We start from the raw sequence: 5,465 nt of genomic DNA, 5'->3' as shown, positions 1-5,465 counted from the left end.
TTGGCAAAAAGACCGGTGTTGATCAAACCGCCGACATTGTATTTACCGAAAGATCCAGCTCCGACGATGGGGCGCACAAACGGTGATTGTGAGGGCTTGAGGATGTAGGTTTCTACGGAGCCTCCGAAAGCAGAAAGCCCGGGAATCGCTGCAGATTCAGCGCCCGGATAATATTTGGTCCCGGCTACCAGTACAGAGGGGATGAACTCGTTGGTGTAATAGGTATAGCTGTCATTGTCATTGAGCGGTATGCCGTCCAGGGTAAAATTGATCAGTGATTTGCCAAATCCGTTGATATAAACGTCATCACCGTCCATGCTGTCACCACTGCTGACGACCATGGCGTTGGGCATGTTGTTCAACACCTGGGTATAGGAGTCGGTGGGTGCCAACATTTCAAATTGCCCCCGGGTGATCAGGGTCTCCTGATTGGTGGCTTTTTTATTGAATTTCTGGATGCGCTGGATGTCGCTTTTGGGCGTTTCTCCGGTATTGACATTGGGACTGCTACCGAAGAAATCGTTGCTGGCTGTAGCCGTTCCGGTTACCGTCCCCAAGGATTCATCAGCTTCTGCACTAATGCCGTAGAGGCTCACAGTGGCGCTAATAATGGCAAGATAAATTACTTTCTTACGGCGATTGATCATGATTGGCTCCCTTCCGTTAGTGTTTGACGCAAAAACCCCTAACAACGCAATTTTCAAGTTTGCGTTGTCTTAATTTCCTGCCATATCTCATCTGAACTTACAGTGCGGCCAGAAGGTGGCGGTATTTATTTCAAACAGTTGCTTTGGGCTTACGCTTGGTTATCTAATTGTTGTGTATAATATACAATGCTAATGTGACGGTGTGATGACATTTATGTGAACCTTTTGTGACAGTGGGGGTGGTTTCTCAGAGCTAAACAGAAAGATGGAGAGTAAGGGGCTTGGCCAGCTCTTGAAGTATATGGGTCCTGGGGGTATACTTGGCTGGCTATTTTGCCGGGATGGCGGAACTGGTAGACGCGCCGGACTCAAAATCCGGTGGTGGTGACATCGTGTCGGTTCGAGTCCGACTCTCGGTACCATTTTTAAGTCCGTAGGCGTTCGTGGAGGTACACGAACGCCTTTTCTTTTAGTGCCTTAGCGGGTTCTCCATTCGTTGCCGTCCGCGCCGGTTCGCGTGCATCCGGGTACAGTTGTGGGTATAATTGTGGGTATTTCCCGCATTTAGCAACCATACCATCATGTCCCTATCCGATACCCGCGTCCGCAGCGCCAAACCCAAAGACAAACCCTACAAGCTTGCTGACGAAAAGGGACTCTTTCTCTATGTGACGTCCAGTTCCAAGCTTTGGCGCATGGCCTATCGATATGCGGGGAAACAAAAGCTACTGTCTTTCGGGCCTTATCCAGAAATCTCGTTGAGTGCCGCAAGAGAGAAGCGGGAGGACGCCCGCAAACTGCTTCGTGAAGGGATGGACCCTGGGGCAATAAGGAAAGAGGAAAAGGTAAAAGCTCTCCTCAACCAGCAAGAGGCAGTGCCAAGCAATACCTTTCAGTCGATCGCCATGGAGTGGCTGGAAAAGCAAAAAGGGGTTTTAACACCAGCAACGGCGGTTCGTCTGGAATCGCGTCTGGTGCGTTTCGTCTATCCAGCACTGGGTCATATCGACATCAGCAAGATTCGTCCAGCGGATGTTCTGGCGCTATTGATGCCCATAGAAGCCACTGGGCGCAAGGAGACGGCACACCGGCTCGCGTCCATCATCAGCCGCATATCCCGTTATGCTGTGGCAACGCTCCGGGCAGAATCGGATCCTACCGTGCCGCTGCGTGGTGCGCTCATGCCCTATCGGGACAAGCACCGTGCGGCACTCTTGAAGGCGGAAGACATAGGGGATTTTTTGCGGCGGGCTAAACAATATAGTGGAGGGGCCGTAGTGTCCGCAGCCCTATTGCTGCAGGCACTCTGGTTTGTACGCCCAGGCGAATTGAGAAAGGCGGAGTGGAAAGAAATTGACTTGAAAAATAAGGCTTGGAACATCCCAAAGGAAAAGATGAAGATGCGGGAACCACATTTGGTTCCGCTGTCCACGCAAGCCATTGCGATACTGGAAAGATTGCATGCAATCACCGGGCAAACTGCCTTCGTATTTCCCGGTGGCCGGTCAACAGAAAAACCGCTCTCGGAAAATGCAGTTCTTGTGGCCTTGCGAATTATGGGATATACCAAAGAACAAGTGACAGGTCACGGCTTTCGCGCTACTGCACGTACTTTCCTGGATGAAGAACTGGGTTTTCGTCCTGAAGTGATTGAAATGCAGTTGGCGCACACCGTCAAGGACCACCTGGGCCGCGCCTATAACCGGACTCATTACTTACAAGAGCGCCAACGCATGATGCAGGTATGGTCGGACTGGCTTACTGACCTTGCCGGCGAGCCACTTGTTGATTGATCCAGTCCTCAATGTCGTTTTGTATCCAGCCACTGGCGCTTCCCAACTTGATTGGTGCAGGGAAGCTGTTCTCCTTGATGCGCTGATAGACGGCCGTTTTGCGCAGGCCAACCATTTCCATTACCTGGGGTAATCGCAATATTCTCTGCTCATTCTGTTGTTTCATCTGGGGCCTCCTTGATTCTTAAAAGATGAGCTATACGTGTGCCCACGCTTATGGTGAGTGTTAGCAAAAAAGTATTTATTTTACAGCGCCACCTTCCGCACTGTTCCGGCGCGGCCAATCATCGCTACCAGATCCACGATGGTTGTGGAGCGATCGAAGAGGAATGTCAGTACAGCGCCGTCGCGGTAGGCGACGGAAACTGTTGCGTGATTCTGAGAGGATTTGCTTGGGAGGGGAGGCGTAACCTCTTCCAATATCGTCTCGTCAGAGACGTGGATTGAAACATCGGGGCGAAACCCCTGCCTGATTGGCTCACCATTGAGCATGGCTCTTTGCATGACTGTAGGCCTCCATGTTGCCGCGCCGGATGGGCGGCTTCGATGGGGAAAGCATAGCGGCGCTAAATTATAAAGTAAATAGCGCCGCTAATTTTAAGAGCAAAATGTTTCTATGAGCGTCAACAATCGGTCTTATAATGATTGATTGGCTAAAACTGATTGGCGAACGGAACGGTGGCCTGCGGTATCAGACCCTCATCAAAACCGTTTTGGCTCGCTTTATCGAGAGCGAGCAGAAGATTATATTGACCGAAATGTTGGCCGAAAAGCAGAATGCGCTGGCTGCAGAAGATGCGCCGGAGCCGCAACGTAAGGTGGCTGGTTAAGTGGAACTCTGCAAGTGTTAGCAGGAGCTGCACGGCCCCCCAAACCCCATTGGGCGTAGGAGGGCTGCGCGCCTGCTGGTCGGATAGGTGCCACCGGCTGCGTAGGTGCCGACTAATTCCCTTCACCCTCCGGGGAATGAAATAACGGTGTCCGGATTTTACCAGTAGCTCCTTCCATAGATGTGAGAAAGTTTTCTACATCCTCAGGAACATCCCATCGGACGACATTTTCTGCATACCGGTCTAATAACGATACAATTGGCTTCATGTTTTTAACCTCTTCTCCTGATATAACTACATAACTATTAACCGTTTCATTTCTTTCACGCGCAGCTACGTCAAAAATCAGCATCTTGCTCATTGCCTCTTGCCGCTTTTGAGAAAAAGTTCCAAGCCTGAGATCAACCGATTCGATCAGGTGAAGCTTCCCGTTCTTGAGAGCAAATTCAGCTTTTATGCCAAGGTCTGCAGCTACCGGAAAACGTGTAACAATCATGTGGTTATTAATATCTTTATCGTCATACCCTAGCCATCTATACGCTTTAAATGTCTCTTTAATCTCAGAAAATAGTCGATCAGTGATATTTCTTTTAGATTTCTTTCTTTCTGGGTTAACCAGAGATAAAAGAATATTTTCGACCATGTTCTCATATCCTTCTTCCCCTACATAAGAAAACATGCATGGGTCCGGAAAGCATTTGACTGCCCCAAACTTGGAAAGCACATTAAATATGTCTTTCCCCGTGCATCCCGCCTGCTTCAAAAATGCCGGGATAGTAACGGAAAGATCCTTGATTTCATTGATATTTGCTGCAGGATGCACAGCCAATACCTTCCGGAGATTGTCTGCAATGTGGACGCGCACATCTCCCGATGGCAGAAAGGATACGATCCCCACATTCACTTGCTCGTTCCGGAAAAGGTACGGCACGTAATATAGAACGGAGTAGTAAGCTAGCTGTCCCATGTTAAGGCACCTGATTGATTCGAGCCGCTCTGGCTTGATCCCACGATTGTACCACTTGATTGATCCAGGCGGGATCCTGGTTGGGTATCCATTCTATGGGAGCGGCGTCTAGCCATATCCTCACGGTCGTTCCCGGAATTGCGGCGATGTCCAAGTTTGTCTGGAGCGCGGAGTTTGAATCCCAATCGCCGCCTTGCTTGAGTGCATTTATCGTTGAAAGACTGTTGTTCGGGGGTTGCCATGGCCAGCCCGCAAACGTGGCAGGGTCGCATGCATGGGACCAGTCAAATGCCAATGCAACTATATGATTGCTCGGAAGCTGACGGACAAGGATATTGTTGATATGACGATCGATGTTGGGGAGGAAATAGTCCAGAGAGAGCATTTGGGAAAGGGGCGAAGCGAGGCTTTTGAGGATGCTATAAATAAATACTGGGTTGGGACTGAGGTGCCCAAGAGGGTTGGTGTCTTGATCGATTCGAGAACCGAAGGCTAGTGTCCCATTGGGACGCTCTATCACATTCCATCCGGGGGTCGGGATCCGGACGGCGGAGCACAAATGGTAGCAAAACCATTCGGTGATTGGGAGAAGTACGCCGTCATCAATGGTTTTGATCGCGTATTGTTCTCCGTTCAATGCGAACCCGGTCAGCCTGAGAGTGGCCGTGCCGGAAAATCTCTGCTCCCTTACAATTTTGATTGGGAATAAGCCTATCTGATTCATTTCAGACCCTTGCTGATTCTGCTTACCGCTCCTAGAAGAAACTGGATATCTTCGTCGGTCAGAGATTTTTCAGAAGATCTCTGTAGGATTATCTCGACCAGCGCTCTTGCAGCGGGGGGTGACTCAACCCAGATATTTTCTAGGCCCGGAGGAGCCCGGAAGGAACCTTCCCCAGTGCTGTTTGGTCGCTCCTCTAAATGGTCTTGGTCCATCCGGGCAGACGGAAGGTTTTCCTTTGTCAGGCGAGGACTAATCTCACTAGTGGAAACACCAAGCACGTTGGAATAGACCAGAACAGCTTTCCAGGTTAGCGCCGTTACTCCAGACAGGTGCTGCGATACAACGGCTTTCGTGACCCCCATTCTGTTCGCCACCGCCTCTTGGGTGAGCCCTTTTGGTCTTCTCCCCCATAGAACTTTTAGGCGCGCAGCATCCGCTAGCTCATCAGGCGTTCTTTCATCTTTCCCGCGTCGTCGCTTTAAGTTTTCCATGATCTAAGTATCG

General features: G+C 50.3%; 8 protein-coding genes and 1 tRNA gene. 3 read left to right on the top strand and 6 right to left on the bottom strand.

Going from position 1 to position 5,465, the window contains the following annotated elements; genetic code table 11:
* Positions 1-647 (bottom strand): TonB-dependent receptor plug domain-containing protein (locus AC2VLY_RS00965; protein ID WP_486921622.1); only part of this gene is annotated, 647 nt, incomplete at its 3' end.
* Between the two features lie 335 nt (positions 648-982).
* Here AC2VLY_RS00965 and AC2VLY_RS00960 point away from each other — a divergent pair.
* Positions 983-1,069, top strand: a tRNA-Leu gene (locus AC2VLY_RS00960).
* A 159-nt stretch (positions 1,070-1,228) separates the two neighbouring features.
* Positions 1,229-2,440: a tyrosine-type recombinase/integrase gene (locus tag AC2VLY_RS00955; protein WP_486921621.1), complete on the top strand. Its 1,212-nt coding sequence runs from the start codon at positions 1,229-1,231 to the stop codon at positions 2,438-2,440.
* On the opposite strand, the gene AC2VLY_RS00950 is transcribed toward AC2VLY_RS00955, so the two are convergent.
* Both AC2VLY_RS00950 and AC2VLY_RS00945 read right to left on the bottom strand, forming a co-directional pair.
* On the bottom strand, positions 2,406-2,606 hold the full coding sequence (locus tag AC2VLY_RS00950; protein WP_486921620.1) for a helix-turn-helix transcriptional regulator: 201 nt from the start codon (positions 2,604-2,606) through the stop codon (positions 2,406-2,408). The genes AC2VLY_RS00955 and AC2VLY_RS00950 overlap by 35 nt on opposite strands.
* An 80-nt stretch (positions 2,607-2,686) precedes the next feature.
* Entirely contained in the window at positions 2,687-2,944 is a 258-nt protein-coding gene (locus tag AC2VLY_RS00945) for a hypothetical protein (RefSeq protein WP_486921619.1), read from the bottom strand.
* Positions 2,945-3,081: 137 nt separating this feature from the next.
* On the opposite strand from AC2VLY_RS00945, the gene AC2VLY_RS00940 reads away from it, so the two are divergent.
* The gene (locus tag AC2VLY_RS00940; protein ID WP_486921618.1) at positions 3,082-3,270 is read left to right on the top strand and encodes a hypothetical protein; all 189 of its coding nucleotides are present in this window, start codon (positions 3,082-3,084) and stop codon (positions 3,268-3,270) included.
* A 112-nt stretch (positions 3,271-3,382) separates the two neighbouring features.
* Here the strand turns inward: AC2VLY_RS00940 and AC2VLY_RS00935 are convergent, their stop codons facing one another.
* The 3 genes from AC2VLY_RS00935 to AC2VLY_RS00925 are packed head-to-tail and all read right to left on the bottom strand — an operon-like array spanning position 3,383 to position 5,452.
* A complete protein-coding gene (locus AC2VLY_RS00935; RefSeq protein WP_486921617.1) occupies positions 3,383-4,237 on the bottom strand; it encodes a DUF3037 domain-containing protein in 855 nt (284 codons plus the stop codon).
* Between the two features lies 1 nt (position 4,238).
* Positions 4,239-4,961 (bottom strand): hypothetical protein, encoded by a 723-nt coding sequence (locus tag AC2VLY_RS00930; RefSeq protein WP_486921616.1) that lies wholly within the window; start codon positions 4,959-4,961, stop codon positions 4,239-4,241.
* Positions 4,958-5,452 carry a helix-turn-helix domain-containing protein gene (locus AC2VLY_RS00925; protein WP_486921615.1) on the bottom strand — a complete coding sequence of 165 codons (495 nt, stop codon included), beginning with the start codon at positions 5,450-5,452 and terminating at the stop codon, positions 4,958-4,960. Before AC2VLY_RS00925 ends, AC2VLY_RS00930 begins: the two co-directional genes overlap by 4 nt.
* Positions 5,453-5,465: the final 13 nt, after the last annotated feature.

Source organism: Acidithiobacillus sp. TH-A36, from assembly GCF_057473445.1.
This window is presented reverse-complemented; position numbering and strand designations above follow the sequence as displayed.